26 protein-coding genes are annotated in these 24,075 nt (G+C 62.8%); 15 read left to right on the top strand and 11 right to left on the bottom strand.

Annotated features, from left to right (window positions below):
• Positions 1-5: 5 nt before the first annotated feature.
• Positions 6-887 carry a LysR family transcriptional regulator gene (locus AC3RCM_RS23300; protein ID WP_064491629.1) on the bottom strand — a complete coding sequence of 294 codons (882 nt, stop codon included), beginning with the start codon at positions 885-887 and terminating at the stop codon, positions 6-8.
• Between the two features lie 97 nt (positions 888-984).
• Here AC3RCM_RS23300 and AC3RCM_RS23295 point away from each other — a divergent pair, with 97 nt between their 5' ends.
• The 4 genes from AC3RCM_RS23295 (at position 985) to AC3RCM_RS23280 (ending at position 6,687) form a co-directional block, all read left to right on the top strand.
• Positions 985-1,371, top strand: coding sequence for a CidA/LrgA family protein (locus AC3RCM_RS23295; RefSeq protein WP_020192814.1), 387 nt, complete (start codon positions 985-987; stop codon positions 1,369-1,371).
• Entirely contained in the window at positions 1,361-2,047 is a 687-nt protein-coding gene (locus AC3RCM_RS23290; RefSeq protein ID WP_010955287.1) for an LrgB family protein, read from the top strand. The genes AC3RCM_RS23295 and AC3RCM_RS23290 overlap by 11 nt, the downstream gene beginning before the upstream one ends.
• Before the next feature lie 176 nt (positions 2,048-2,223).
• Positions 2,224-3,129 carry an alpha/beta fold hydrolase gene (locus tag AC3RCM_RS23285; protein ID WP_020192813.1) on the top strand — a complete coding sequence of 302 codons (906 nt, stop codon included), beginning with the start codon at positions 2,224-2,226 and terminating at the stop codon, positions 3,127-3,129.
• A gap of 333 nt (positions 3,130-3,462) precedes the next feature.
• Positions 3,463-6,687, top strand: a complete 3,225-nt coding sequence (locus tag AC3RCM_RS23280; RefSeq protein WP_492629167.1) for a hypothetical protein — start codon at positions 3,463-3,465, stop codon at positions 6,685-6,687.
• On the opposite strand, the gene AC3RCM_RS23275 is transcribed toward AC3RCM_RS23280, so the two are convergent.
• Complete coding sequence (locus AC3RCM_RS23275) at positions 6,618-7,451, bottom strand: IclR family transcriptional regulator (RefSeq protein ID WP_064491627.1); 834 nt, start codon at positions 7,449-7,451, stop codon at positions 6,618-6,620. The two genes, AC3RCM_RS23280 and AC3RCM_RS23275, sit on opposite strands and share 70 nt — an antisense overlap.
• 112 nt (positions 7,452-7,563) lie before the next feature.
• Between AC3RCM_RS23275 and hmgA the strand changes: the two genes are divergently transcribed.
• Genes hmgA through maiA form a run of 3 tightly spaced genes read left to right on the top strand, consistent with a single transcriptional unit; the run spans position 7,564 to position 10,806 of the window.
• A complete protein-coding gene (gene hmgA / locus AC3RCM_RS23270; protein ID WP_064491626.1) occupies positions 7,564-8,865 on the top strand; it encodes a homogentisate 1,2-dioxygenase in 1,302 nt (433 codons plus the stop codon).
• A 3-nt stretch (positions 8,866-8,868) separates the two neighbouring features.
• The gene (gene fahA, locus AC3RCM_RS23265) at positions 8,869-10,161 is read left to right on the top strand and encodes a fumarylacetoacetase (RefSeq protein ID WP_064491625.1); all 1,293 of its coding nucleotides are present in this window, start codon (positions 8,869-8,871) and stop codon (positions 10,159-10,161) included.
• 12 nt (positions 10,162-10,173) lie between these two features.
• Positions 10,174-10,806: a maleylacetoacetate isomerase gene (gene maiA, locus AC3RCM_RS23260; protein ID WP_003251674.1), complete on the top strand. Its 633-nt coding sequence runs from the start codon at positions 10,174-10,176 to the stop codon at positions 10,804-10,806.
• On the opposite strand, the gene AC3RCM_RS23255 is transcribed toward maiA, so the two are convergent.
• Complete coding sequence (locus AC3RCM_RS23255; RefSeq protein ID WP_064491624.1) at positions 10,800-11,606, bottom strand: SirB1 family protein; 807 nt, start codon at positions 11,604-11,606, stop codon at positions 10,800-10,802. The genes maiA and AC3RCM_RS23255 overlap by 7 nt on opposite strands.
• A gap of 124 nt (positions 11,607-11,730) precedes the next feature.
• Here AC3RCM_RS23255 and AC3RCM_RS23250 point away from each other — a divergent pair, with 124 nt between their 5' ends.
• Complete coding sequence (locus AC3RCM_RS23250) at positions 11,731-12,750, top strand: Leu/Phe/Val dehydrogenase (protein ID WP_020191462.1); 1,020 nt, start codon at positions 11,731-11,733, stop codon at positions 12,748-12,750.
• A 58-nt stretch (positions 12,751-12,808) separates the two neighbouring features.
• Here the strand turns inward: AC3RCM_RS23250 and AC3RCM_RS23245 are convergent, their stop codons facing one another.
• The 3 genes from AC3RCM_RS23245 to AC3RCM_RS23235 all read right to left on the bottom strand — a co-directional run bounded on the left by AC3RCM_RS23245 (position 12,809) and on the right by AC3RCM_RS23235 (position 14,029).
• Positions 12,809-13,072, bottom strand: coding sequence for a YebG family protein (locus tag AC3RCM_RS23245; protein WP_003251679.1), 264 nt, complete (start codon positions 13,070-13,072; stop codon positions 12,809-12,811).
• Positions 13,073-13,368: 296 nt separating this feature from the next.
• The gene (locus AC3RCM_RS23240; RefSeq protein ID WP_003251681.1) at positions 13,369-13,632 is read right to left on the bottom strand and encodes a DUF3077 domain-containing protein; all 264 of its coding nucleotides are present in this window, start codon (positions 13,630-13,632) and stop codon (positions 13,369-13,371) included.
• Positions 13,633-13,786: 154 nt separating this feature from the next.
• Positions 13,787-14,029, bottom strand: coding sequence for a hypothetical protein (locus AC3RCM_RS23235; RefSeq protein WP_064491623.1), 243 nt, complete (start codon positions 14,027-14,029; stop codon positions 13,787-13,789).
• 448 nt (positions 14,030-14,477) lie between these two features.
• On the opposite strand from AC3RCM_RS23235, the gene AC3RCM_RS23230 reads away from it, so the two are divergent.
• Entirely contained in the window at positions 14,478-14,948 is a 471-nt protein-coding gene (locus AC3RCM_RS23230) for a phosphate-starvation-inducible protein PsiE (protein ID WP_003251685.1), read from the top strand.
• Positions 14,949-15,062: 114 nt separating this feature from the next.
• Complete coding sequence (locus AC3RCM_RS23225) at positions 15,063-15,359, top strand: hypothetical protein (RefSeq protein WP_064491622.1); 297 nt, start codon at positions 15,063-15,065, stop codon at positions 15,357-15,359.
• A gap of 1 nt (position 15,360) precedes the next feature.
• Here the strand turns inward: AC3RCM_RS23225 and AC3RCM_RS23220 are convergent, their stop codons facing one another.
• The 5 genes from AC3RCM_RS23220 to AC3RCM_RS23200 form a co-directional block, all read right to left on the bottom strand.
• The gene (locus AC3RCM_RS23220; protein WP_064491640.1) at positions 15,361-15,663 is read right to left on the bottom strand and encodes a DUF3509 domain-containing protein; all 303 of its coding nucleotides are present in this window, start codon (positions 15,661-15,663) and stop codon (positions 15,361-15,363) included.
• A gap of 120 nt (positions 15,664-15,783) precedes the next feature.
• Complete coding sequence (locus AC3RCM_RS23215; protein ID WP_014592331.1) at positions 15,784-16,131, bottom strand: HPF/RaiA family ribosome-associated protein; 348 nt, start codon at positions 16,129-16,131, stop codon at positions 15,784-15,786.
• Positions 16,132-16,309: 178 nt separating this feature from the next.
• Complete coding sequence (gene fecA / locus AC3RCM_RS23210) at positions 16,310-18,634, bottom strand: TonB-dependent Fe(3+) dicitrate receptor FecA (protein WP_064491621.1); 2,325 nt, start codon at positions 18,632-18,634, stop codon at positions 16,310-16,312.
• 94 nt (positions 18,635-18,728) lie between these two features.
• The gene (locus AC3RCM_RS23205) at positions 18,729-19,655 is read right to left on the bottom strand and encodes a FecR domain-containing protein (RefSeq protein WP_064491620.1); all 927 of its coding nucleotides are present in this window, start codon (positions 19,653-19,655) and stop codon (positions 18,729-18,731) included.
• Complete coding sequence (locus AC3RCM_RS23200) at positions 19,652-20,164, bottom strand: sigma-70 family RNA polymerase sigma factor (RefSeq protein ID WP_010955275.1); 513 nt, start codon at positions 20,162-20,164, stop codon at positions 19,652-19,654. The genes AC3RCM_RS23205 and AC3RCM_RS23200 overlap by 4 nt, the downstream gene beginning before the upstream one ends.
• 139 nt (positions 20,165-20,303) lie before the next feature.
• Between AC3RCM_RS23200 and AC3RCM_RS23195 the strand changes: the two genes are divergently transcribed.
• From AC3RCM_RS23195 to AC3RCM_RS23175, 5 genes are read left to right on the top strand one after another with little or no spacing between them, the layout of a single operon-like run.
• Positions 20,304-20,609: a DUF3649 domain-containing protein gene (locus AC3RCM_RS23195; protein WP_020191458.1), complete on the top strand. Its 306-nt coding sequence runs from the start codon at positions 20,304-20,306 to the stop codon at positions 20,607-20,609.
• Entirely contained in the window at positions 20,606-22,183 is a 1,578-nt protein-coding gene (locus AC3RCM_RS23190) for a PepSY-associated TM helix domain-containing protein (RefSeq protein WP_492629166.1), read from the top strand. Before AC3RCM_RS23195 ends, AC3RCM_RS23190 begins: the two co-directional genes overlap by 4 nt.
• Positions 22,183-22,509: a DUF3325 domain-containing protein gene (locus AC3RCM_RS23185; RefSeq protein ID WP_014592328.1), complete on the top strand. Its 327-nt coding sequence runs from the start codon at positions 22,183-22,185 to the stop codon at positions 22,507-22,509. Before AC3RCM_RS23190 ends, AC3RCM_RS23185 begins: the two co-directional genes overlap by 1 nt.
• Before the next feature lie 5 nt (positions 22,510-22,514).
• Complete coding sequence (locus tag AC3RCM_RS23180) at positions 22,515-23,090, top strand: RNA polymerase sigma factor (RefSeq protein ID WP_492629165.1); 576 nt, start codon at positions 22,515-22,517, stop codon at positions 23,088-23,090.
• A complete protein-coding gene (locus tag AC3RCM_RS23175; protein ID WP_064491615.1) occupies positions 23,087-24,067 on the top strand; it encodes a FecR family protein in 981 nt (326 codons plus the stop codon). Before AC3RCM_RS23180 ends, AC3RCM_RS23175 begins: the two co-directional genes overlap by 4 nt.
• Positions 24,068-24,075: the final 8 nt, after the last annotated feature.

Genomic DNA, 24,075 nt, shown 5'->3' with positions numbered 1-24,075 from the left:
GCGTGTTAGCCGTGGGGCTCGCGCAACAAGGCCAACCACGCCTGCGCCGCCCGTGACAGGTAGGCGCCGCGCCGCCAGATAAACGCGATATCCCAACGCAAATCCTCCTGCGCATGCAACGGCACACGCACCACCCCGGGGCGCTCCAGCGCTTTTGCCACCACCCGGGGCAGCATCACCACGCCCTGGCCCGCCGCCACCAGCGCCGCCAAAAAATCCGCCTGGCCGCTGCGCCCGCCTTCCTTGGGGGTGAAGCCCTGCTGCTGGCACGCCTTCAGCAGCCGGTCGTTGAGCACGAAACTGCGCTGGTACAGCAGGAACGGTGTATCGGCCAGTTGCCCCAGGCCCACGGCGTCCAGGCCCGCCAGGGCATGGCCAGCCGGCAGCAAGGCATCCAGCGGTTCGTTGCAGAAGGGCTGGTAGTCGAATGCCTCGTCGGTGGGCGTCAAACAGCCGCCCAGTTCCAGTTCGCCACTTCTGACGGCCTGTTCGACGCTGCGGCTGCCGCCTTCGAGCAGCTGGATGGCGATGTTCGGATGGCGTCGCCGGTACTCGGCGAACAAGCCGGCGAACAACGTGTCGCTGCCAAGCATCGGCAAGCCCAGGCGTAGTTCGCCACGCTCCATCTGGCTGAGATCGTCCAGCTCGTTGAGCAGCGCCTGGCGCTGGCGCAGCAGGGCTTCGCCACGCTCCAGCACGATGCGCCCGGCAGCGGTCAGGTGCAGGTGCGACGCCTGGCGCTCCAGCAGCGGCTGGCCCACATCTTGCTCAAGCTGGGCCACCTGCTTGCTCACGGCCGACTGGCTGATGTGCAGGGTCTGTGCCGCCTGGGTAAAACCGCCACGGTGCACCACTTCGATGAAGCTGCGCAGTTGTTTGAATTCCATGCTTCGAATTCCATTTTGGAATGGTGAGCAGTCTAACAATTCGCTTCTGGCCTAGGCAGCCAAATCTTAAAATGAGGGCCTGTCGAGGAACCCCGCCATGAAACCTGCATTATTGAAAAAAGCCCTGCGCCTGCTTGTCGAGCTGGCGGTTCTCTGTGCCCTGTTCCTGCTTGGTGGCCAGATTGCCAGTTGGCTGGGCTGGCCGATCCCCGGTGGTGTGATGGGCCTGGCACTGCTGTTGATACTGTTCGCTTCGGGTGTGCTCAAACCGGCCATGCTGCAATTGGGGGCCGGCTGGCTGATGGCTGAGATGCTGCTGTTCTTCATCCCGGCGCTGATGAGCCTGCTCGACTATGGCGCATTGATCCGTGAAGAGGGCTGGCGCATCTTGCTGGTGATCGCCGTGAGCACGCTGATGGTGATGATAGTGACCGCCATGACTGTTGAGATGGTGTGCCGCTGGAGGCTGCGCCGTGAGCCTTGAACCCATGCCGCTGTTCTGGTTGGCCTTGACCTTGCTGGCTTACCTGGGCAGCCGTTGGTTGTATCGGCGTAGCCAGCGCTACCTGCTGTCGCCGTTGATCCTGGTGCCGGTGTTGCTGCTGGCTGTGGCCGTGCCGCTGCATACGGCCTATGCCGAGTATGCGCGCAACACCCACTGGTTGATGGGCGTGCTCGGCCCGGTGACTGTCGCCTTCGCGGTGCCGATCTGGCAGCAGCGGGCCATGCTGGCGCGTCATTGGCCGGCCCTGATGGTGGGCATGGTCGCCGGCAGCAGTGCCTCGATCGCCAGCTCCTGGGGGCTGGCGCACCTGTTGGCGCTGGACAGCGCAACCAGCCTGTCGCTGGTGCCGCGCTCGATCACCACGCCATTTGCCATGCCCCTGGCCCATGACCTGGGTGGAGTGCCAGAACTGACCGCGGTGTTCGTGATGTTCACCGGCGTGCTTGGTGCCATGTTCGGCGGTGTGCTGTTGCGTTGGCTGCCGCTGCGTACGCCGCTGGCACGGGGGGCGCTGTTCGGTGTTGGCGCGCATGGTGCCGGGGTCAGCCGGGCGCAGGAAGTGGGCCGTGAGGAAGGCTCGGTGGCCGGCCTGGTGATGGTCCTGACCGGGCTGCTCAACCTGTTCGCGGCGCCGTTGTTGGCCTTGCTGCTCTGACCGTTCGCGCCACTGACTCGCTCAGTCATCAAGCTGGCTGGCAACGCAAGTTCCAGCCAATGGGCTGCTGGCTAGACTTTGCCTCGACATAGAGAGCACATGTAAGTGCCGAGGTGACATGCAATGACCGCAGCCTTGCCCTATTCCGCCAATACCACTACACCGGGACCCATCTGATGCCTATGGCCGAGATTCCATTGTGCGTCTGGCGTACCCGGGCACAGAGTTTCATGTTCCGGGGCCAGAGCATCCGCTACTGGACCGCAGGGCAAGGAGAGCCTCTGCTTCTGTTACACGGTTTCCCCACCGCCAGTTGGGATTGGCACTACCTGTGGGGCCCTCTGAGCCAACGTTTCCGGGTGATCGCTTGCGACATGCTCGGCTTTGGTGATTCGGACAAGCCCGTCGATCACACTTACAGCCTGATGGAGCAGGCAGACCTGCAGCAGGCATTGCTTGCCCATCTGCAGGTCGCGCAGCCCGTGCACCTGCTGGCCCACGACTACGGCGGCAGCGTGGCTCAGGAACTGCTGGCGCGACACCATGAGCAGCGTGCCGACATCGCCAGTTGCGTGTTTCTCAACAGCGGGCTGTTCCCCGAAAGCTGCCGCATGCTACTGATCCAGAAGCTGCTGCTCAGCCGCTTTGGCTGGCTGGTCGGGCGCTCGTTCGGGCGTGACGACCTGGTGCGTAATGTGATGCAGGTGTATGGCCCTTGCACCCATCCCAGTGAAAGCGCGCTGGATGATTTCTGGAGCCTGATCGCTGCCAACCGGGGCACGCGCATCCTGCATAAGCTGGTGGGCTACATGCCGGAGCGCAGGTTGCACCGCGAACGCTGGGTCGGGGCGATGCAACGTAAAGGCGTGCCGCTGCGCTTGATCAATGGCGTGGTCGACCCGCTTTCCGGCGCGCACATGCTTGAGCGCTACCGGCAACTGGTGCCGGAGCCGGACACCGTGCAGTTACTGGGCATTGGCCATTACCCGCATACTGAAGCGCCGGTGCAGGTGCTGCGCCACTACCTGGCCTTTCGTGAGCAGCCGCTGAGCTTCTACCCGCCAAAAGTGGCGTGGTCATGACGAGGCTTCAGCGCCGGCCACCTGGCAGCCAGGGTGCATGTTCAGACGCCAAAAAAAAGGCCGCTGCAAGCCGCAGCGGCCAATCGAGACGTCAGATCAAGGAGCTTCAAAATCTACGTCGGTGAACCTGGCAGGCTTGAAAGGCGGGGGGGAGAGCCCTTCAAGCCGGCCAGTGAGTCAAGAATAAGCGCTTGATCCGTCAGGAAAAATAGCTTCTGTCGACATTCACCGTTACGTATCAGGCAACAGTGCCAAGTGCGGGGTAAGCTTCCCAGCGCTATTGCCTTTATCATCCGTTCACTCTGCTGCTTCGGTAATTTTGGAGCACAGTTCATGTCTTTCGATTTCAATCTCGGCAGCCCTGATTTCGGTGAAGGGTGCACAGGTGCACGCTCTGTGAAAGAACAGGTGAAGGCCATGATGGCTCACGCCCAGGAGCTGCAACAACTGATGGCTACGGTTGCGCAACTGGCCAGCCTGATCCCGGAGGCTCATCGGCAACAGTTCACCGAGCAGAAGCGTTTACCGTTGGCGGTTGTCGAGTCGCTCGTGCCGCAAAGGCAGGCGGTGCTTGACCAGTGGTGGGAGCAACAGTCCAGATTAAGTTTGAAACCACTTACCCTGGCGTCCCGTTTGATCCAGCTGATGTTTGCCGAAACGCGCCTCAAGGCCCTTACGTTCAAGGCCTGGGAAGCCGGTATCGAGGCCCTCGAACAGGACGGGGACGCAAACAAGCATGAGGTGTACCTGGTTGCCGGAGATTTGCGTTTTCGTTTGCCGGGTGTCGTCGCCAGCCGTCATGACCTCGAACAGAACCCGGACGCACCTGCGGATTTTCTGATTTACAGCCTGGCCAGCGGTTGCTGGTTCGACACTGAACGCGCGCGCGCAGCCAGCGCACTCGCCCCTGCCTTTGCTGAAGGCAGCCCGTTGCGTTGGCTGTTGTCTTCGCAAGAGCGAGCGGCGTTGTCTACGGAGGGTTTGACACTCGATTTCGTGCCGCTGCAAGTGCCACTTCACAGGTATTTCATCCGTGATCTGCAGGCTATCCAGCTTAAGGCCACCCAGCGCAGCCTGAGGATCAAGGTCGATGACGCCCGGCGTCTGGCCCAGCTCGACAGTGCGGCTCGGCTTGAGCCTCTGGTGGCTGCGCTGCAGAAACGTGCGACGCGGCATGTGCGAGCGTACCGCACCAGCCTGCTGCCCGAATGGCGGCGGTTCATGCAGGGCGAGGAACTGCAAGCCTATCGACAACTGGAAGATGACCTGCAGGTGAAGGAGCAGCGTTGCACCGAGCGTCTGGCGCAATGGCGCGACCTGCGCAGCTTCGCCAAGAAACAGGTCAAGCAAGCCCTTGGCCTGGATATCGACCCCGAGCAGGTACGACTGCGTGTCAGTCACGTCGATGACCCTGAGCAGGCGATGAAACACACCCTGCTCGATTGGGCGCTGAGTGGTGGCTACAGCGGGGGCCAGCTCAAGGTCGAAGTCCTGGGGGAGCGGCACCGTTCATTGTTGGGGAGTACCTCTATCCAGAGCATGATCGAAAAACTGGATTTGCGCGTGAACTACGTCAAGCAGATCCGTACGCTCTATGACGACACTCTGACCATGGCCGCACTGTGTGAGGTGCTTGATGCACGCCTGGCGCTGGCCAATCAGGCCGCTCGTCATCAGGGTTTTCACCCGGCGGCGTTCGATCTGTTGCACCACGCACGCCTGGGGAAAATGCAGGCCAATGTCATCAGCGCCGGTCTGGTTTGCCTCGATGGTGCGCAAACGCCCTTGAAGGACCTGCTGTGCCTGGTGCAGGGCGATCAGTACTTGCTCTACGCCCCTGGTGCACCAGGAGGCGATTTTCATCTTTTCGACTCACTCGAAAAAATGGCGCTCGAAATCGGTAGCTGGACCTTGTGGCCGGTAGGCAGTGAGTACCTGCTGGGGCAATGCTCGCGGGCCCAGCATGATTCGCTCAAACGCCATTTGCGCAAGGTCGAGATGCTGCCCACCGACTGGTCCATGCACAGCGTGACACTCGCGCCGATCACGTCGCAGCAGTGGCCGGATGTGCTCAAAGCTCTGGCCAAGCGCAAGATCCTTGCCCTGATCGAGGATCAACAGGCCACCACGCCAAGCTGGTTCATCAAGGCCAGTCGCACCGAGCAGCAGGCACTGGTTGATATCGACCAACTGCTCAAGCTGGCGCAGGCCAGGTATCAGTCGCTGATGAATATGCCGAGCTTTCGCACCTTCGCCCATCGACAGGTGACGGAAAAGATCAATTCATACCCGGGCAATCGCGGCGGCCCAATCAACCCGGATCAGGTATTGATAGCGCTGGAAGAGGATGCTTTTCGCACACTGACGCAGACCGTCATCAAAGGGTACCCCACGTATTACAATTTTTCCGGCTTTGCCCGCATCACCTCGGCTATCGGCCAGGATATCTCGCACCTGAGCCCGGCGCTGCTGGGGAGCTACATCCGTGCTGCCGACCTGGGCAACAAGTACATCGAAGAAGTGAAAGCCCAGTTACTTGACCGCTCCAGGCCGGAATATGAAAGGCTCAGGCAGTGTTATCGCACGCTCTTTGCTTTGAAGATCAGGCGTGCCGTGCTCAGCGAGAAACTTCAGGGCAGTTTGTCGCGCCGCCATGCGCAGTGGCTGGAGTCGGTGAGCGACAGCTTTTCGGGGACCTCGATCGACGCGGCGTGCAACCTTTATCCGTTGTGGATGGACGATTGCCCCGTCCAGGGTGCCTACCTGCTGAAACATGCTTGGGACCGCGAGCTTGAGGCCTTGGTCTATCTGCCAGAAATCGAGCAGGGGCCCACGCTGCGGACCCTCAGCGAGCTGGCAAGGACTTGGCGTGAGCACGACTTGGCAGGTTATTGCCAAGACCGCGTGCCGTTATCGAACCAGGCGCGCCTGAACGTATTGATCGAAGAGCAACTGCGCGCCGGGGATGGCATTGAGGTGGTGCTGGACGCCGTTGCCCGAGGCAGGGGCGTGCGGCCGCCGATAGGCGAGACCGGGCGTATCGGGGATCCTGTCCAGGACCTGGAGAAACGTATCAGGCGGATGATCAACGAAGCCGCTGAAGACAGCGCCGACGCTGCCGAGCGTATTTCGGCCGTGGTGGTGGAGTGGGGGATCGTACTGGCCGGCATCCTCACCGTGCCGTTTCCGCCGGCGGCTATGGCCGTCGGGCTGTTCTGTGCAGCCAGGTCCTTTGTCACCGGGGCCATCGCGTGGAGCGATGGCGACCGTTCCGCCGCCTTGCTGTCGTTCGCGGCGGGGGTTGCAGGAACGGTGGCTTCCACGGGGGTCTTGGTGCGGCTGTTCGGTGCCGCACAGAAATACATCACCGTGCTTTCCCGGGCAGAGGTGTCTCAGCCCACGGCATTCTCGCGTGTGATCGGGCGGCTATGCGATGACTACGGCGATTTGGTGAGTGAGGTGGCGCCCGCCCTTTATGACGGCTTCTCTCAGGAACTGCTCTGGCTCGTCGAGGAGGAAACGCTAGACGTCGAAGCGCAGTGTGGGTTGCCCGCGTAACCCATGCGCCAGCTCACGGTTCGTGCGGCCGTGAGCAGGCGCTGCGCCGCCGGCCCATGTTCATCGGCATGGAAGATCGACGTCGGCCCGACCACGGTCATCACCGCGGCGATCTGCCCCATGGCGTTGAATACCGGCGCCGACAGCGCATCCACCCCCGGCATCAGCAGGCCATGCACATGGTGCAGGCCCTTTTCGCGGATGCCGGCCAGCAGTGTGTGGTAGTCACTGGCGGTTTGTTGCAATGCGGCCAGTTCCCTGTCGCGCAGTTCCTGGGTTTCTCGCTCGGGCAGGTAGGCGGCGAATACCAGGCCAGTGGACGAACTGAGCAACGGCAGCACCGAACCGATCTGGGTCACCACGGTGACCGCGCGCACGGCAGGTTCGATGCTTACTACCGTGGCCCCCTGGTTGCCCCACACGGCGATGAAGCAGCTTTCGTTGAGCTCATCTCGCAACTGCGACAACGGCATCGCCGCCACCTTCAGCACATCGATGCTGCCCAGCGCCGCCAGCCCCACCCGCAGTGCCTCGCGCCCCAGCCCGTAATGGTTGGTGGCCGTATCCTGTTCGGCAAAACCACTGGCAATCAGCGCCTGCAGGTAGCGATGCACTTTGCTCGCAGGCATCTGCACGTGCTCGGCCAGGCGTGATAGTGACGTCGAGGGTGAGAGTTCAGCGAGGGCCTTGAGGATGTCGGTGCCGACTTCCGCCGAGCGGACCTTCTGCTTGCCGGTGTCGGTGGAGGCGTTGGCTTTGGCCATGGGAGGGGAGGTTCCGGGTTTATCGTGTCGCCTTTATAGCTTGACGCCTTGAACGGAGCAAATTACGTTATTCGTAATCTGATTACGATAAAAACAAAACCCGGAGGCATCGATGAACCGCGACACGTCGCCCGACCTTCACTACCTGAGCGGCTTCGGCAACGAATTCGCCAGCGAAGCATTGCCCGGGGCGCTGCCTGTCGGGCAGAACTCCCCGCAGAAGGCCCCGTATGGCCTGTATGCCGAGCTGCTGTCGGGCACGGCGTTCACCATGACCCGCAGCGAGCTGCGCCGTACCTGGCTGTACCGCATTCGCCCTTCTGCCTTGCACCCACGCTTCGAGCGCCTGGCGCGCCAGCCGCTCGGCGGGCCACTGGGTGGCATCAACCCCAACCGCCTGCGCTGGAGCCCGCAGCCGATTCCTGCTGAACCGACCGATTTCATCGAAGGTTGGCTGCCCATGGCTGCCAACGCCGCAGCGGAAAAACCGGCTGGCGTGAGCATCTACATCTACCGCGCCAACCGGTCCATGGAACGGGTGTTCTTCAACGCAGACGGTGAGCTGCTACTGGTGCCGGAACAGGGCCGCCTGCGTATCGCCACCGAGCTGGGCGTGATGGAGGTCGAACCGTTGGAAATTGCGGTGATCCCACGTGGCATGAAGTTCCGCGTCGAACTGCTCGACGGCCAGGCCCGTGGCTACATCGCGGAAAACCACGGTGCGCCGCTGCGTCTGCCGGACCTGGGCCCGATCGGCAGCAACGGCCTGGCCAACCCCCGCGACTTCCTCACGCCTGTGGCCCACTACGAAGAAACCGAAGGCCCGGTGCAACTGGTACAGAAGTTCCTGGGTGAGCACTGGGCCTGCGAGCTGCAGCACTCGCCACTGGACGTTGTGGCCTGGCATGGCAGCAACGTGCCGTACAAGTATGACCTGCGCCGCTTCAACACCATCGGCACGGTCAGCTTCGACCACCCGGACCCCTCGATCTTCACCGTGCTCACCTCGCCAACCAGCGTGCATGGCATGGCCAACATGGACTTCGTGATTTTCCCGCCACGCTGGATGGTGGCCGAGAACACCTTCCGTCCGCCATGGTTCCACCGCAACCTGATGAACGAGTTCATGGGGCTGATCAATGGCGCCTACGACGCCAAGGCCGAGGGCTTCCTGCCGGGTGGTGCCTCGTTGCACGGGGTGATGAGTGCCCATGGCCCCGACGCCGAAACCTGTGAAAAGGCCATTGCCGCTGACCTGGCGCCACACAAGATCGACAACACCATGGCCTTCATGTTCGAGACCAGCCAAGTGTTGCGCCCGAGCCTGCAAGCCCTTGAATGCCCGCAATTGCAGGCCGACTACGATAGTTGCTGGGCGACTTTGCCGAGCACCTTCAACCCGAACCGGAGATAACCCATGAACCACTCTGCCAATGCCCGTAGCTGGGTCGAGCACGCCAACGGGCACAGCGACTTCCCCCTGCAGAACCTGCCATTGGGCATCTTCAGCCGGCCGGGTGAAGCCAGGCGCTGTGGCGTGGCCATCGGCGACGCGATCCTCGACCTGGAGGCGGTGCTGGCCGCCGGGCTGTTCGACGGGGCGGCCAAGGCCGCCGTTGAAGCCACCCGCGGCGGGGCTCTGAACGCATTCTTCGCTTTGGGCCGCAACGCCCGCGTAGCCTTGCGCGAGCGTTTGCAGGTGCTGCTGGGCGAGCACAGCGAACACCAGGCAGCCCTGAAGCCGGCGCTGCTCCCGGCCAGCGACTGCCAGCTGCACGTGCCAGCGCAGATCGGTGACTACACCGATTTCTACGTTGGTATCGAGCATGCGAAGAACGTGGGCAAACTGTTCCGCCCCGACAACCCACTGCTGCCCAACTACAAGTACGTGCCGATCGGTTATCACGGCCGCGCCTCCACCATCCGCCCGTCCGGCACCGACGTGCGTCGGCCCAAGGGTCAGACCCTGCCGGCCGGGCACACCGAGCCGAGCTTCGGCCCTTGCGCTCGTCTGGACTACGAACTGGAACTGGGTATCTGGATTGGCCAGGGCAATGACATGGGCCAGGCAATTCCGGTAGGCGATGCCGCCGAGCACGTAGCCGGCCTGTGCCTGCTCAACGATTGGTCGGCGCGCGATATCCAGGCCTGGGAATACCAGCCACTGGGGCCGTTCCTGTCCAAGAGCTTCATCACCACCATTTCGCCCTGGGTGGTCACCGCCGAAGCGTTGGAACCGTTCCGCTGCGCCCAGCCGGAGCGCCCGGAGGGCGACCCGCAGCCACTGTCGTACCTGCTGGACAAGCGCGACCAGGCCAGCGGTGCATTTGATATCGAACTCGAAGTGCTGCTGCTGACCGAGCGCATGCGTGAGCAGGGCATTGCCCCGCACCGCCTGACTCTGAGCAACACCCGCAGCATGTACTGGACCGTGGCACAGCTGGTGGCGCACCACAGCGTCAACGGCTGCCAGCTGCAGCCGGGTGACCTGTTCGGTTCGGGCACGCTGTCGGGCGCCACGCCGGGATCGTTCGGTAGCCTGCTGGAGATCACCGAAGGCGGCAAACTGCCGGTCGAGCTGGCCAGCGGCGAGGTGCGCAAATTCCTTGAAGACGGCGACGAAATCATCCTGCGTGCCCGCTGCACACGTGACGGCGTGGCCAGCATCGGTTTCGGTGAGTGCCGCGGCACGGTCATCGCAGCCAACTGAGGAGGCAGGGGTATGGAGCTGTACACCTATTACCGTTCCACCTCGTCCTACCGGGTGCGCATTGCCCTGGCACTGAAGGGGCTGGCTTACCAGTCCCTGCCGGTCAACCTGCTGCAGGGTGAGCAGCGTGGCGAGGGCTATGTAGCCGTCAACCCGCAGGGCCGCGTACCGGCCTTGCGCACCGACGGTGGTGAGGTGCTGGTGCAGTCGCCGGCGATCATCGAGTACCTGGAAGAGGTTTATCCACAGCCTGCGTTGCTGCCGGCCACAGCCGAGGCACGGGCCAAGGTACGTGGGGTGGCGGCCATCATTGGTTGCGACATTCATCCGCTGCACAACGTCAGTGTGCTCAACCGGCTGCGCCAGGCCGGTCAGGATGAGGGGCAGGTCAACCAGTGGATCGGCCACTGGATCAGCCAAGGGCTCGCGGCAGTGGAGCAACTGATTGGCGATCACGGCTTCTGCTTTGGCGACACGCCTGGGCTGGCGGATGTGTACCTGATCCCGCAGTTGTACGCGGCCGAACGCTTCAACATCGACCTCGACAGCTTCCCGCGCATCCTGCGGGTTGCCGCACTGGCGGCCGCGCACCCGGCGTTCGCCAAGGCCCATCCCGCCCAGCAGCCGGACAGCCCGGCTCAGTGAAGTGAACGGTTCGCCGCCGGAAGCTTGCCGATTCGCTCGGACAGCTTCAGGCGCTGGACCGGGTCTTCCGTCAGCAGCAATGCATGCTCCAGGTCGAAGCGCTCGGCCTGTGGGCAATCCAGATGATGGTAGAGCGAGGCGCGAGTCATGTAGTCGCTCACCTGCACCGGGCCCAACTGCATGATCCGCTCTGCATCGATCAACGCCGCCAGGTGGTTGTCGTTACTGATGTGCAGTTGGCGCAGGTTGCGTGACAGGCGTTGCAGTATCTGCAGCGGGCTGGCGCTGCGCAGGTGCTCGGCTGTCAGCGCCAGGTGCGGGCCGAACTGGCGCGCCAGCAATTCGCGGCAGTCGCTGGGATACAGGCGCCGGCCGCCACAGGGATCGAGCAGGTGGTCGGCACCCGGCACGCGCAGCAGGAAATGGCCAGGGAAGCCCACACCCTCCAGCGGTATGGACAGGCGTCTGGCCAGTTCCAAAGCGAGGATGGCCAGGGTCAGTGGTTGGCCGCGGCGGCGCTGCAGTACCTTGTCCATCATCGCCGCATGGGGGCGCAAGGGGTGATATTCATCCTGCTGAAAGCCCAGCGCATTCAGCTGGCGCAGCAGTGGCTGGGCCAGTTCGCTTAGGGGAAGCATCGGCAGGTTGGCGCTTATCTCGCGCTGCAGGTCGTGCAGCGCAGCAAGGCTGGCCGCGGGCTCGACACCAGGGTCGTGCTCGGCGGCAATCCACAATGCGGCTTCCAGCAGGTCGACAGGCTCGCGTTCCAGGCAGGCCAGGCAGGCTTGACGTGGCTTCATGGGGCATCTCCACACACGTTTGAGTATTAGCCGTGGCGCGGGGTTTCGTCCAGTGGTCCGGCGGCGGCGTCAACGCTGATGCCGTGCCTATACTGGAAGGAGCACCTCTTAGGGGAGCCGGTCGATGTTCGCGCTGATGCAAAGCACCCGTACCCAGTCACTGCACCTGTTCAATGACCCGTCTACGGGCCTGAAAGCCGTTGTGGCAATCCACAGTGAGCATTTGGGCCCGGCCATGGGGGGATGCCGCTATCTACCTTACGCCGATGACGAAAGCGCCATGACCGACGCTATTCGCCTGGCCCAGGGCATGAGCTACAAGGCAGCACTGGCCGGCTTGCCGATGGGGGGCGGCAAGGCGGTGATCATGCGCAACCCGCATGTGGAAAACCGCGCCGCGCTGTTCGAGGCCTTTGGCCGCTTCATCGATACCTTCCATGGCCGCTTCATTATCGCCGTGGACAGTGGCACCTCGACCTTGGACATGGACTGCATTGCCCACAGCACTCCCTACGTGACCAGCACCACTGCGTCGGGCGATCCATCGCCACATGCGGCGATGGGGGTGTTCGCGGGCATACGTGCCACAACCTCGTTCCGGCTGGGCAGCGATGACCTGAGAGGCTTGCGGGTAGCGGTGCAGGGGTTGGGCAATGTCGGTTATGCACTTGCGGAGCAATTGCATGCGGTGGGCGCGGAGCTGCTGGTCAGCGACCTGGACCCGGGGCGGGTGCGGCTGGCGATGGAGCAGTTCGATGCCAAACCGGTGACCAACGATGCGTTGATCAGTACCCCTTGCGATATCTTTGCACCCTGCGGCGTGGGCCCGGTACTGAACGGGCAGAGCGTGATGCAACTGCGTTGTGCGGCAGTGGCGGGGGCGGCCAACAACCAGCTGACTACCTTGCAGGTGGCAGACCAGCTGGAGTCGCGCGGCATATTGTATGCACCTGACTACGTGATCAATGCCGGTGGGCTGATCTATGTGGCACTCACCCACCGTGGCGAAGACCAGCGCACCATTACTGCGCACCTGGCGCGGATCCCTTCACGGCTGACCGAAGTGTTTGGCCATGCGCAGGCGGAGAAGCGTTCGCCGGCAAGGGTGGCGCAGATGTTGGCGGAGCGGTTGTTGTATGGCTGAAGGTTGATGATGGCGTGGTGGGCCACTTCGCGGGTAAACCCGCACACCTCCGGCGATATCACTCGGCAGCAGTACCCTCAAGCAATTCAGCCAACGCATCCGGCTGGCTTTTGAACGCCCGGGCGAACACATCGCGGTTCTTCGCCATGTAGATACCGGCTTCCTCGACCTGCTGCTCGGTCAGCGACGGAACCGCCTTGTGCAGCACTTCGGCCAGGCGCTCGGCCAGTTCGAGCATTTTGTCGTGACGGTCTGCTTCGGCCTTATCCATGAACAAGCGCTCCGGGTCGCGGCTGCTGCGGTACACCACTTCGACGGCCATTCATCACCTCTATGCCTTTTTGCTGGTTGCTTTGCGATTTACTGTATCTATATACAGTAATGGCAATGCTGGTTGGTTCGCAAGCAGAAATTGTAGCGTGGTACAGACCGAGCGCTGCGGGTGCGCCTTTGCCAGGAACAATGTATGACCGGGGGATATTGGCCAGCAGGTCCGGCCTATTCGCGGGTAAACCCGCTCCTACAATGGTACGCCGCGCGGGCGGGGCTCGATCTCACAGGCGCTGAAACTGCTGCGGCAAACACATAGAGGCCTTCATCCAACCTGAAGCGAAATCCTCATTGCTTCATGCCCAGCTCGGCATCATCCATCAGCGCCTTGGCCATGGCACTCAGATAATGGGCGGCCCAGATCATCATGGGCTTCTCCTCCATCAGGCCAGTAATGGTCAATTCACGCACATAGCCCATCAATTCCGACGACTGCTCGCGGGCGTCCCTGCAGGGGATGCCGGGCTCGATGCGGAACAGTGGATGGGTGCTGTTTTCGCCTTGATAGAAAGTGGTCTTGCCGACGGTGAATTGGGTGTCTTCTGTTGTCATTGTTCAATTCCCTGAAGTTTCTCGAGTGCCTGGCCGACCCTTTCGCGGGCATGCCCGCTCCCACAGGTACAGTGCAAGTCTTGAAGACTGTGGTGATCCTGTGGGAGCGGGCGAGCCCGCGAAGAGGCCGGCCCTCCCGGCGCATTAACCAGCCTTAGTGCGAAGTCCTGGGCTCAGCGGGCATCTGCACCTGAACCAGTGCCGACTCAAGCAGAGCCCGCAGCGCCTCCAGCTCATGCATCGAGGTCATCATCAGGATCGAAACCGGTGATTTGGGCTGAAGCAGCAACGCCTGATGCACCACGGTGGCTGCGCACAACGCGTAGTCGGTGGCCTGGATCAGGGTGTCTTCGAGGGAATGGGGGTAATGGGGTGGATCGGGAACTACTTTCAGCATGGTGAAGGCCTGTTCAAAGTTGGGGCCACCACCTCCTGCTGTCAAACAATGAGGCGGCAGCTGTACATGGGTTGACAGACCGGTGAACAGAACCAAAAGCCGGCGCACACGAGGTGCCCCATGACAGCTGCCATAAAGGCAAAGCCATGTGGTTAGTTCAGGGCGGCCTGTCAAAGCCGGTCGCTGATTGGCAGCGACGACCCCAGACTAGTGCGCATGCCCGAACGCCACAATGGCAGGGAGTATCTTTGGGAAATGCCCTACAAGGAAGGGGTTAAATCTGATTCTTCCCCAAGCACGGCGTGCTTTTTTGCAATGCGCCACGCCTCAAGGTGCCTTGCGGCAATCGGTCGCCTTCCAAGACAGGGGCTTGGCCCTTTAACTGCATGGCACAAGCGTCACATCAGCGACGCATCATCCTTAAAGACGTATCGGGGAATGGAACATCGTGAACATCAAATGGGCAGAAAAACTGCGCAAGGGCCTGCACGGCTCGGCCGACTCGCTGGGCAACCTGTGCGTCGAGGCGTTCCATTACCTGGCGCTGTTCGGCATTGGCGCCATCACCGCCTACGCGGCAGTGGTGACGTTCCTGGACATGCTGGGCAAGGGCGGGATCAGTGTCGATGACATCCTGCTGTTGTTCATCTACCTGGAGCTGGGGGCGATGGTGGGGATCTACTTCAAGACCAACCACATGCCGATCCGCTTCCTGCTGTACGTGGCAATCACCGCGCTCACTCGCCTGCTGATCGGCGATGTTTCGCATCACAAGGCACCGGATGAAGGGCTGCTGTACCTGTGCGGCGGCATCCTGCTGCTGGCGTTCTCGATCCTGGTGGTGCGCTACGCTTCGTACCGCTACCCCTCGACCAAGGTGCTGGACGCCAACGGCAAGGCAGTGGAGGAGGGTAAGTAAAGGGGCTACTTACCCAGTGCCAAGGCCTGCGGTGCAGGTTGTTGAATCCTGGCTGGCGCTCGGGAAAGAATCGCGACATTGGGTTGCGGTCATTGGGTGCCAAAGGAGACAGCAATGAGTGTGACCACCGAACAAGTACATGCCCATCTCAAGACTGCGCTGAAGCTCGACCCCGATGCTGTGCATGTCACCGAAGTTGCCGATATGATCGGACTGGACGTGATACGTAGCCGCACGCTGCTCGAAGAGTCGCTGCACTGGTTGAAACAGAATCAGGAACCGACCTACGACCAAGGCCTGTTCGGCCTGTTCGATAAACCCAGTACCTTCGACCCGGCGCATCGGGTAGCTGGTTTGCGCCTGCCCGACCTGGAGCGTGAAATCGGGCGGATGCTGGGGAGGTTGGGCTGAGTCAGTTGGTCATGCTTACTGCCGCGAACGGTCGGGCGTTTGTGCTCGGTTCGCGGGTCAGTGCTGCCAACACCTGCAAAGGGTTCTGCCCCAATTCGATGGCCAAGCCCAAGCGGATGCTGTCGATCACCCGCTGCAGGCGCACCGGGTCGTTGCGTTGGGCCGGGGTGATGAGGCGCTTGGCGACCACGCCGGCGTCGTCGGACAGGGTCAGCATGATGCTGCCGTCGAGGTTCGCAATGCTCAGGTTCACCCGGTATTCGGGGGCGAATGCAGCACTGATTCGTTCGAATGGGTTGTTCATGGTCTTGCTTCTGCGGTGAGTGATGCAGAGGTTGACCGGGACGTTCGCACGTTGGTTCAGCGCCATTGATCGGCACAAACGAAAACGCCCGGCTCAAGGCCGGGCGTTTTGCATTGCCGATCAGGCGTCCGGGTCACTCAGTTCCAAGGCGCCGCGCTTGCTGCGCAGCTTGCCGTAGAAGTGCTCCAGCGCGTGATTGAGCTTGGTGGCGGCACCGTCGACTGCCTGGTCCAGCGAACTGGCGGTGTGGGTCACGGAAATCGGTTGGTGGCCTTTCGGGCGAGCCTCCATCTGGCAGCGTTTGTCATGCGGTCCGGGCTTGACGCCGTTCTCGTCGCGCAGGTGAACCTCGATGCGGGTGAGGTCTTCTTCGTAACGTTCCAGCGAGTTCTGCAGTGTGCTGCGGACCCACTGGTCGAGCCGGGCGTTACCGTCGAAATCGTTGCTGCTGTTGACCTGGATTTGCATGATTCAATCCTTATTCAGCTTGCTCGCATGGAGACGCGCCTAGGCCCTTGAGACCCTTGGAATTTCTGCGCCTCTTGACTCTAAGGTCAGGCAACTGCGGAATGAATTCAAGCCCTTTTTGAAAATAAATTTCTTGTTGCAAAAAGGGGGCTACAAAGCGGCCCCCATTTGCTACCGGTCAGAATTCCACCGACGTCTGCACATACAAGGTACGTGGTTCACCCACATACTTGCCCTTGTTGTTGTCATCGTAAGAACGTGTGTAGTACTCGCGGTTGAACAGGTTCTTCACCCCAACTGCCACCTTGAGGTTCGACAACTGCGGGCCAAAGTCGTACCCGGCACGGGTGCTGACCAGCATGTAGCCCGGAATGCGCCCGGTGCTTCCATCGGCGCTTTCGGTGCTGGTGTTGGCGTTGTCGGCGTACTGGCTGCTCTGGAAGCTGCCGTCCAGGTTCAGCTGCCAAGGGCCCTCGGTGTAGCCCACGCCCAGGTTGCCCTTGTGGCGCGACGAGAACGGTACCTGGTTGCCTTTGTTCGGCCCGTCCTCACGGATGGTGGCGTCGACGAACGCATAGCTGGCGTGCACGTCGAAGCCGGCCAAGGCCGGGCTCAGGCCGTCCAGCGCATAGCGGACGCTGGTCTCGATACCCTGGTGGCGGGTTTCACCACGGGCGATCACCGAGTCGTTGGTCTGGTTGCTTTCATACTGGTTGTCGAAGTTGATCAGGAACGCGCCGATCTCGGCCTGCAAGTCGCCGTTGTCGTAACGGGTACCCACTTCCCAGGTGCGCGCTTTTTCCGGTTTCACTTCGCCACTGCTGACCCGGTTGGGCATCTGGCTGTACTGCACGCTGCCGAACGAGCCTTCGGTGTTGGCGTACAGGTTCCAGCTGTCGGTCAGGTGGTACATCACGTTCAGGGCTGGCAGTGCAGTGTTGTAGCTGCCCTGGTAGCGCTGGCCGTTGAGCTTGTTGCTCTGCTCGGAGTCGATCATCTCGTAGCGCACGCCCGGGGTGATGGTCCAGCGGCCGATGTCGATGCGGTCATCCAGGTAGATGGCATGGGCTTCGGTGCTGCCACGGGTGTCGCGGTCGTTGCGGCTGGCGGTGGTGGGCAGGCTGCCGTTCACCGGCTCGCGGAAGCGCAGTTCGTGGCCGGCTTCGTTGACGTAGCGGTAGCCGATGCCCAGTTCGTGCCAGCTGTCACCCAGGGCCACGCCCTGCGAGAAGCGGGTTTCGATGCCACGCACCCAGTACTCGCGTGGCGACAGCGAGACGAAGCTGCCTTGGTCCAGGTAGCCGCTGCGCAGGGTCTTGGTGAAGAAGCTGTTGACGCTGAACTGGCGGTCATCCTGCTTGTAGTCGTAGCCGAAGTTGAACAGGGTGCGGCGGCCCCAGAACTTGTCTTTCAGGCGCGTGGACTGGTACGGGTCGGCATCGAAATCGGCGGTGCTCAGGCCGCCGGGCATGTCGGCCTCGCCCTCGTAGTACTGGGCCATGGCGTGCAGGCTGTTGGCTTCGTCCAGTTGCAGCTTGCCCTTGAGGATCAGGTCGTCGATCTGCGTGTCGCTGTGTTCGCGCCAGTCACCCCCGCGGGTGCCGGAGTACAACAGGGCGCCGCCCAGGCCGTTGTCGTTGGTGCCACCGACCAGCAGGTTGGCGCTGTTCTTGAAACCGTCGTGGCTCGAAGACGGGCTGATCTGGTTTTGCATGGCGGCCTTGAACGTGGCCTGTTCAGGGATCGCCCGGGTGACGAAGTTGACGATGCCGCCGACGTTCTGCGGGCCGTAGCGCACCGCGCCGCCACCGCGCACTACGTCCACGGCGTCCATGTTGCCCATGCTCAGCGGGGCCAGCGACAGCTGCGGCTGGCCGTACGGCGCGAAGGGCACCGGGATGCCATCCATCAGCACGGTCGAGCGCGATGCCAGGCGCGGGTTGAGGCCGCGGATGCCGAAGTTCAGCGCCAGGTCATGGCTGCCGGTACCGTTGTTGTCGGGGGCGTTGACCCCGGGGATGCGGTTGAGCACTTCGCGGGCGGTGGTAGCACCGTTGCGTTCGAATTCCTCACGGCGCACTACGTCGCGGGCGCCGGGGTGCTCGAATACGTTGTCCTGCTGCGCCTCGGCCAGCCAGTCGCCGACCACGGTGGAGGCGCCTAGCTCGACTGCTGCGCCGGCAGCAGGGGCTGTGATGGGTTGCAGGCTGAACGCGTTGTCGGTTTCCTGGCGTGCTTGCAGGCCGCTGCCGCGCAGCAGGGCGTCCAGCCCCTGGCGCGTGTCGTACTGGCCGTCCAGGCCTTGAGTGCTCATGCCCTGGGTCAGTTGCGAGCCGAACGAGATCAGTGCACCGCTTTCACGGCCGAACTGGTTGAGGGCGTCTTCAAGAGAACCGGCGGCGATGTGGTAGCTGCGGGTTTCGGCCTGGGCGGCGGGCATGGCCAGGCCGAGGGTGGTGGTGAGCAGCAGGGCGTGAACGAACGGGCTGGGGCGCAACGGCATGGGTGGTGTCCTGAGAGAGGGCTTCTGCCATGTCTGTCACGCGAGGTCGGGAAAATGGCTCATTCGATGTGAAAGTATTTCGCCTTTGCTGGCGCTAACTGATTTTGGGCTCGACCGTCACCCAGTAGCGGGTGAACTGCTTCACACGCACCGGCAACGCCACTTCCAGCATTTGCAGGATGCGCTCACTGTCATCCAGCGGATACGACCCGGAAATGCGCAAGTCGGCAACCTGCTCGCTGCACCCCAACTGCCCATGGCGATAGCGCCCGAGTTCGGCAAGGAAGTCTGCCAGGCGCATCTGCGAGGCCACCAGCATGCCGTCGACCCAGGCGCCGACATTGCGGTCGAGTGCCGACACCGAGCGCCAGGCGCCGGTGAAGCGTGCCTGTTGCCCGGCCATGAGCGGCTGCCCATGTGCGCTGGCCCCGCCTTCGAACACCGACACCAGGCTATACCCGTCGAACTGGCGTACGTTGAAGCGCCCGCTGTCCAGGTACAACACACCCTCACCAGTACGTAGCTGCAGCGGCCGTGCTTCGCTGGCCACTTGCAGTGCCAGTTCGCCCTCGAACAGTTGCACCCACCGCTGCTGCCCGTCGAAACGCACATCGGCGGCGCTGCGGGTGTTGAGTTGCAGCACGCTGCCGTCGCCAAGTTGCATGCGTCGGCGCTGACCGACCGGGCTGCGGTAGTCGGCCATCATCCCGGGAAGGGGGTTGTGCTGTTGCAGGCCAAGCCCCGTGGCGCTGGCCACACCGACCAGCAGCAAGGCCTTGAGCGCCCGACGCCGGGCTGAAGATTGCGGGGCTTGCAGCGTTGCGTGCACCACCGGCGAGGACACCCCACGCAAGCGTTGGTTGACCTGTTGGATATGCGCCCAGGCCCGCTGATGCTCCAGGTCGGCCTGCAACCAGTGGTCGAACGCCAGCTGTTGCGCCTGGCCGAAGTCATCACCTTGCGACTCGATCAACCAATGCACGGCCTGTTCCGCCACCAGCGGGGAAAACGAGGCGTTCACAGCGCGAAGTAGCAGCGCATGGCTGCCTTGTTCAGGTAGCGCTTGACCGTGGCCAGCGAAATGCCCAGTTCGCGGGCGATTTCGCCTTGGCCCAGGCCGTCGACCTGGGCCAGCAGGAAGGCGCGTTTGACCAACGGTGGAAGGCCGTCCAGCAAGTGGTCGAGCGCTAGCAATGTCTCGAAGATGATCGCCTTCTGTTCCTCGCACGGCGCGACCTCTTCCGGTACCTGTGCGAGCGCTTGCAGGTAGGCACGCTCCAGTTCCTGGCGGCGGAAGTGGTTACACAATACGCGTTTGGCTACGGTGGCAAGAAACGCACGCGGCTCCACCAACTGGGGCGCCTCGCGCGCCTGGAGCAGGCGCATGTAGGTGTCCTGGGCCAGATCGGCGGCGCTGTGCGGGCAGCCCAGACGGCGACGCAACCAGCCGGTGAGCCAATTGTGGTGTGCGTGGTAAAGGCCTTCGACCGTCGATGTAAGCGCGCTGGTCACCGTGATACTCCGGCGCATGACAGCGCAACTGGTAGTAAGAATTGTTCGCATTGTATGGGTGGCCGTCTGTTTCGGCAATCGTCACCTGTCAGCAGGCTTTGCTTATGAGAATTGAAATCATTAGTATTGCAACCCCGAAAACGCCCGGACCTTCGCCATGACGCGCAAAACCGCCGGCCTCCCGCTCAGTTACCGGCTGGGCGTTGCCTCACGCAGCCTGGCCGCGCTGCTGGGCGGCTACTTGCTGGCGTCGATGGCCAGTGTCTGTATTGCCTTGGTGGCGCCGTTGCCCAAGGTCGATGCCACGCTCACCGGCCTGCTGCTGTCGTTCGTCTTCTACCTGCTGGCGTTCATCTGGTGTTTCGCCTGCCGCAGCGCCTGGCGTGCCTGGTTGGGCGTATTGGCGCCAAGCCTGCTGCTGGGCGTGATCAGCGGCGTTGCCTACTGGATGAAAAACCCATGAAAGAAGGCTTCCGCCAGGCCATGGCCTGGCTGCACACCTGGACCGGCCTGATCTTCGGCTGGCTGTTGTTCGCCATCTTCCTTACCGGCACGTTGTCGTACTTCAAGGAAGAAATCACTCATTGGTCGCAACCTGAAGTGCGCAGCCATGCCCTGGACCCGATCAATAGCCTGGCTGTCGCTCAACGTTACCTGCAGGACAATGCAGGGCATTCGAGTACCTGGTTCATTCGCATGCCGAACGAACGGGAGGCCGCCTTGAGTGTGGGGTACCGCGACCCCAGTGGCGGCCCGCGTGGCTTCGTCAGGAAAACCCTCGATACCCAGACCGGCCAGCCGGTGGAAGCACGTGACAGCCGCGGTGGTGAGTTCTTCTACCGCTTTCACTTCCAGCTTCAGATGCCTTATCCGGTTGGCCGTTGGCTCTCGACGTTCTGCGCTTTCATCATGCTGCTGGGGTTGGTCACCGGCATCATTACCCACAAGAAGATCTTCAAAGAGTTCTTCACCTTTCGCCCTGGCAAGGGGCAGCGTTCCTGGCTGGACGGGCACAACGCCATCGGCGTGCTGGTGCTGCCGTTTCACCTGATGATCAGCTACAGCAGCCTGGTGCTGTTCATGTACATGGTGATGCCGGCGGGCATCATGGCCAGCTACGGCAATGACACCGACAAGTACTTCAACGACCTGTTTGGCCGCAACGATGCGCCCAAGGCGGCCCAGGTGGCCACACCGCTGGTAGCGCTGCCGAGCCTGTACGCCAAGGTGCAGGAGCTGCAGCCGGGGGCGCGTGTCGGCAACATCCAGGTGCAGAACCCGGGCGACAGCAATGCCCGCGTCACCTTCACCCAATCGGCAGCCGACCACGTGGCTTATCGGCGTAGCGCCAACTGGACATTCGATGGGGCCAGTGGTGCGCTGTTGAGCCAGGGCAAGCCAGAGAGCGGGGTAATGATGACCGCCTTCAGTTTCGCTGGCCTGCACATGGGTAACTTTGCCGGGCCTTGGCTGCGCTGGCTGTACTTCTTCTTTGGCGTGGCCGGTACTGCGGTGATTGGTACCGGGTTGGTGATGTGGTTGGGCAAGCGCCAGCTCAAGCACGCCAAGAGTGGAGCTGTGCCAAGTGAGCTGCGCCTGGTCGAAGTGCTCAATATGGCCAGCATGAGCGGCTTGTTGCTGGCGGTGGCGAGCTTCTTCTGGGCCAACCGCCTGGTGCCCATGGCTGTCGAAGGCCGGGCCGACTGGGAGGTGAATGCTTTCTTCATCGCCTGGGGCCTGTCGCTGGTGCACGCCGTGCTGCGTAGCGGGCGCAAGGCCTGGGGCGAGCAACTGGCGCTGGGGGCGCTGGCCTTCGCCCTGCTGCCGTTGCTCAATGGCCTGACGACTGACCGGGGCTTGAACCATTCGGTACTGGAGGGCGACTGGGCCATGGCCGGCTTCGATCTGACAGCCCTGGGGACCGGCCTGTTTCTGGCCTGGCTGGCTCGCAAGATGCTGGCCAGCCCCACGCCCGTAGCCAAGCGCGCCGCGCGTGCGACAAAAAAGCCGAGCATTGAAACGCTGGGGGCGAGCTGATGCTGGGTAACGCACTGATCGCCTTTGCAGGCTTCGTTGCCCTGTGCCTGGCGATGGAAAAGCACTTCAGCGACTTGCTCGGGCGCAAGCCGCGCCCGCGCCACTTGCACCTGTTGCGTGTCGCAGGTTGGCTGCTGCTGATACTGTCGCTGGTGCTCAGCGTGCACCAGCGTGGCTGGGCCCTCGGCCTGGTGGAGTGGACCGCGGTGATGATGGCCGGGGTAACACTGTGGGTGTTCGGCCTGCCGTACCAGCCTCGTCTGCTGCTGGGCCTGGCCGCCGCCAGCGTGGTGCTGGGCCCGATGCTCGCCGTGTTTGCCGTGTGACCCCCGTGAGCGAGCCAGGGGATATCATCGAGCCTCACGCTGACAGCGCAGGCGCACGTGCACGTTTCGTCCAGGTGTTCCAGGCCCAGCGTGCGCGTATGGAGGCGTTGGTAAGCCGTCGTGTCGGCTGCCGCGCCACCGCTTCGGACCTGGTCCAGGAGTTGTTCCTGCGTTTCTGGCGTCGCCCCGAGGTCAAGGTCGAGGCGCTGGACACTTACCTGCTGCGTTGCGCGGGCAACCTGGCCATAGACCACCTGCGCAGCGAAAGTAGCCGCGAACGCGTGGCCGATGCTGCTGTGCCGGTGAGCGAGGCGAGCCTGGCCCAGGCCCCTGAGCAGGCCGTGGAGGTTGACCACGACTTGCAGCGTATCGAGGCCACCTTGCGTGCCTTGCCCGAGCGCACCCGGCAGATCTTCCTGCTCAACCGCATTCACGGCTGCAAGTACAGCGAAATCGCCAAAGCCATGCAGCTGTCACAGAGCGCCGTGGAAAAGCATATGATGCGCGCCCTCGAAGCGTGCAAGGCGAGTGTTGCCGAGCCCGCGTCCACCCCACGCCGGCCAGGGAGCGCCCGTCGATGAGCCGTTTACCGCCGATCACCGAAGCGCAGTTTCAGGCTGCCCTGCAATGGTTCAACCGGATCAACGAGCAACCCGGGCAAGCCGAAGGGGCGGCATTCAAGCGCTGGTTGCTGGCCGACCCTGCACACCGCGCAGCCTACGAACAGGCCCAGGTGCTTTGGCAGAAAAGCGCCGCCCCTGCAGCGCGGCTGGCGGACGAAGAACAGGACGCCCTGCAGCGCTACCTCGATGCCATGGCCAGACCACCGGCTCGTGGCGGCTGGCGGCGGGTGGCAGGGCTGGCGTTGGCAGCCTGCCTGGTGCTGGCCGTGGGCGTCGCGGGTGGTTGGCACCCAGGGTACTGGTTGCAGGACCTGCAGGCGGACTACCGCAGTGCCGGGCAGATTCGCCAGGTGACCTTGGCCGACCAGTCGCAGGTGACGCTTGATGCAGGTAGCGCCATTGCGGTCGATTTCGCCCAGGGTGAGCGCCGTGTGCGGTTGCTGCATGGCGCGGCGTTCTTCGAGGTTACCCATACCGGTGAGCCGTTCCTGGTGGAAGCTGCCGGCGGCGAAGTGCGGGTGCTCGGCACCCAGTTCGAGGTGCGTGAGCAAGGCGAGGGTGCCCAGGTGACGGTGCGCAGTGGGCGTGTGGGCGTCAGCCCCGCGCAGGGCACTGTGGCGCGAGAACTGACTGCCAACCAGCAGGTGACCTACCGCGCAGGCAGGGTAGGCGACACCCTGGCGGTGGACAGTGACAACCGTCTGGCCTGGCGCCAGGGGTGGCTGAACTATTACCAGGTGCCGCTGGCGCAGGTGATCGATGACCTTGGGCGTTATTACCCGGGGCGTATCCTGTTGCTCGATAGTGACCTGGGGCAGCGCAAGGTCAGCGGCAGCTTCCCGGTGGCCGAGCCGCTGCTGGCGCTGGATTCGCTGGGCAAGGTGATGGGTTTTTCAAGGCAGACCGTATTGGGGCGTTTGACCCTGGTTCGGTAGTTGCCTGT

The sequence above is a fragment of the Pseudomonas sp. GW823-FHT05G12 genome (genome assembly GCF_058795575.1).
The sequence above is the reverse complement of the archived record's forward strand: the minus strand, read 5'-3'. Positions and strand labels throughout refer to the sequence as shown.

Bases quoted from the DNA above. Each gene is read 5' to 3' on its own strand.
- AC3RCM_RS23300 (WP_064491629.1), bottom strand. From the start codon at position 887: ATGGAATTCAAACAACTGCGCAGCTTCATCGAAGTGGTGCACCGTGGC.
- AC3RCM_RS23295 (WP_020192814.1), top strand. From the start codon at position 985: ATGAAACCTGCATTATTGAAAAAAGCCCTGCGCCTGCTTGTCGAGCTG.
- AC3RCM_RS23285 (WP_020192813.1), top strand. From the start codon at position 2,224: ATGCCTATGGCCGAGATTCCATTGTGCGTCTGGCGTACCCGGGCACAG.
- AC3RCM_RS23280 (WP_492629167.1), top strand. From the start codon at position 3,463: ATGTCTTTCGATTTCAATCTCGGCAGCCCTGATTTCGGTGAAGGGTGC.
- AC3RCM_RS23275 (WP_064491627.1), bottom strand. From the start codon at position 7,451: ATGGCCAAAGCCAACGCCTCCACCGACACCGGCAAGCAGAAGGTCCGC.
- hmgA (WP_064491626.1), top strand. From the start codon at position 7,564: ATGAACCGCGACACGTCGCCCGACCTTCACTACCTGAGCGGCTTCGGC.
- fahA (WP_064491625.1), top strand. From the start codon at position 8,869: ATGAACCACTCTGCCAATGCCCGTAGCTGGGTCGAGCACGCCAACGGG.
- maiA (WP_003251674.1), top strand. From the start codon at position 10,174: ATGGAGCTGTACACCTATTACCGTTCCACCTCGTCCTACCGGGTGCGC.
- AC3RCM_RS23255 (WP_064491624.1), bottom strand. From the start codon at position 11,606: ATGAAGCCACGTCAAGCCTGCCTGGCCTGCCTGGAACGCGAGCCTGTC.
- AC3RCM_RS23250 (WP_020191462.1), top strand. From the start codon at position 11,731: ATGTTCGCGCTGATGCAAAGCACCCGTACCCAGTCACTGCACCTGTTC.
- AC3RCM_RS23245 (WP_003251679.1), bottom strand. From the start codon at position 13,072: ATGGCCGTCGAAGTGGTGTACCGCAGCAGCCGCGACCCGGAGCGCTTG.
- AC3RCM_RS23240 (WP_003251681.1), bottom strand. From the start codon at position 13,632: ATGACAACAGAAGACACCCAATTCACCGTCGGCAAGACCACTTTCTAT.
- AC3RCM_RS23235 (WP_064491623.1), bottom strand. From the start codon at position 14,029: ATGCTGAAAGTAGTTCCCGATCCACCCCATTACCCCCATTCCCTCGAA.
- AC3RCM_RS23225 (WP_064491622.1), top strand. From the start codon at position 15,063: ATGAGTGTGACCACCGAACAAGTACATGCCCATCTCAAGACTGCGCTG.
- AC3RCM_RS23220 (WP_064491640.1), bottom strand. From the start codon at position 15,663: ATGAACAACCCATTCGAACGAATCAGTGCTGCATTCGCCCCCGAATAC.
- AC3RCM_RS23215 (WP_014592331.1), bottom strand. From the start codon at position 16,131: ATGCAAATCCAGGTCAACAGCAGCAACGATTTCGACGGTAACGCCCGG.
- fecA (WP_064491621.1), bottom strand. From the start codon at position 18,634: ATGCCGTTGCGCCCCAGCCCGTTCGTTCACGCCCTGCTGCTCACCACC.
- AC3RCM_RS23200 (WP_010955275.1), bottom strand. From the start codon at position 20,164: ATGCGCCGGAGTATCACGGTGACCAGCGCGCTTACATCGACGGTCGAA.
- AC3RCM_RS23195 (WP_020191458.1), top strand. From the start codon at position 20,304: ATGACGCGCAAAACCGCCGGCCTCCCGCTCAGTTACCGGCTGGGCGTT.
- AC3RCM_RS23190 (WP_492629166.1), top strand. From the start codon at position 20,606: ATGAAAGAAGGCTTCCGCCAGGCCATGGCCTGGCTGCACACCTGGACC.
- AC3RCM_RS23185 (WP_014592328.1), top strand. From the start codon at position 22,183: ATGCTGGGTAACGCACTGATCGCCTTTGCAGGCTTCGTTGCCCTGTGC.
- AC3RCM_RS23175 (WP_064491615.1), top strand. From the start codon at position 23,087: ATGAGCCGTTTACCGCCGATCACCGAAGCGCAGTTTCAGGCTGCCCTG.